The organism is Rhodopseudomonas sp. B29, from assembly GCF_000333455.1.
Taxonomy (GTDB): domain Bacteria; phylum Pseudomonadota; class Alphaproteobacteria; order Rhizobiales; family Xanthobacteraceae; genus Rhodopseudomonas.
Map to the genome: position 1 here is coordinate 1 of NZ_BADD01000700.1, position 1,181 is coordinate 1,181.

The window sequence follows — 1,181 nt, forward strand, 5'->3', positions numbered from 1 at the left end:
CCGCGAGAAGATGGTGCGTTACGGCGCTTCGCGCCTAACCCACCCTACGAGATTGGGGAACTAACTCTCCACCTTCGCAAACCTGTCGTCGAGCGCATAGCCGGCGCCGCGGACGGTGCGGATCGGGTCTTGTTCGCGACCGGGGTTGAGCAGCTTGCGCAGGCGGCCGATGTGGACGTCGACGGTGCGTTCGTCAATGTAGATGTCGCGGCCCCAGACGCCGTCGAGCAGTTGCTCGCGGCTGAAGACGCGGCCGGGATGCTCCAGGAAGAATTCGAGCAGCCGATACTCGGTCGGCCCGAGATCGATCGGCCGGCCGGCGCGGGCAACGCGGCGCTTGTCGCGGTCGAGTTCGAGATCACCGTAAGCCAGCACGGTGGCGAGCCGCTCCGGCGCGGCGCGGCGCAAGAGGCCCTTCACCCGCGCCAGCAGCTCCGGCACCGAGAACGGCTTGACGATGTAATCGTCGGCGCCGGTGGCGAGGCCACGGACCCGCTCGCTCTCTTCACCGCGCGCCGTCAGCATGATGATCGGCAGTTGCTTGGTGTCGGAACGCGCGCGCAGCCGGCGGCACAGTTCGATGCCGGACAGGCCCGGCAGCATCCAGTCGAGCACCACCAGATCGGGCAGCCGCTCCTTCATCCGCGTGTCGGCGTCGTCGCCGCGCGCCACCGTCTCGACGTCGTAGCCCTCTGACTCGAGATTGTAGCGTAGCAGCGTCGTCAGCGCTTCTTCGTCTTCGACTACCAGAATGCGCGCACCCATGGTGATCCTTCTTTCCGTATGACGCGCGTCCGCGGAGGCGATCGGCGCCGCGGACGCCACGCTCCTCAATTGCCCGGCGTCGCGGTCGCGAAGGTCGTCATATCGCCCTTCGGACGCTTCTCGACGATCTGCTGGCCTTCGATCATGTAGAACACGGTCTCGGCGATGTTGGTGGCGTGATCGCCGATCCGCTCGATGTTCTTGGCGCAAAACATCAGGTGAATGCAAAACGAGATGTTGCCCGGATCTTCCCTCATGTAGGTGAGCAGCTCGCGGAACAGCGAGGTGCAGATCGCGTCGACTTCCTCGTCGCCGTTCCACACGACCATCGCGGCCGGCAGATCGTGCGCCGTGTAGGCGTCGAGCACCGCCTTGACCTGCGACTGCACGAGGTCGGTCATGTGCTCGAGTCCGCG

Annotated in this window: 2 protein-coding genes; both read right to left on the reverse strand. The window is 65.6% G+C overall.

Going from position 1 to position 1,181, the window contains the following annotated elements; translation table 11 throughout:
* Positions 1-60: 60 nt before the first annotated feature.
* Positions 61-765: a phosphate regulon transcriptional regulator PhoB gene (phoB, locus tag I5M_RS25255; protein WP_022723943.1), complete on the reverse strand. Its 705-nt coding sequence runs from the start codon at positions 763-765 to the stop codon at positions 61-63.
* A gap of 65 nt (positions 766-830) precedes the next feature.
* The coding region (locus I5M_RS25260) for a PhoU domain-containing protein (RefSeq protein ID WP_022723944.1) at positions 831-1,181 on the reverse strand (351 nt) is incomplete at its 5' end.

Coding starts and splice junctions, on each gene's coding strand:
- phoB (WP_022723943.1), bottom strand. CDS start 765: ATGGGTGCGCGCATTCTGGTAGTCGAAGACGAAGAAGCGCTGACGACG.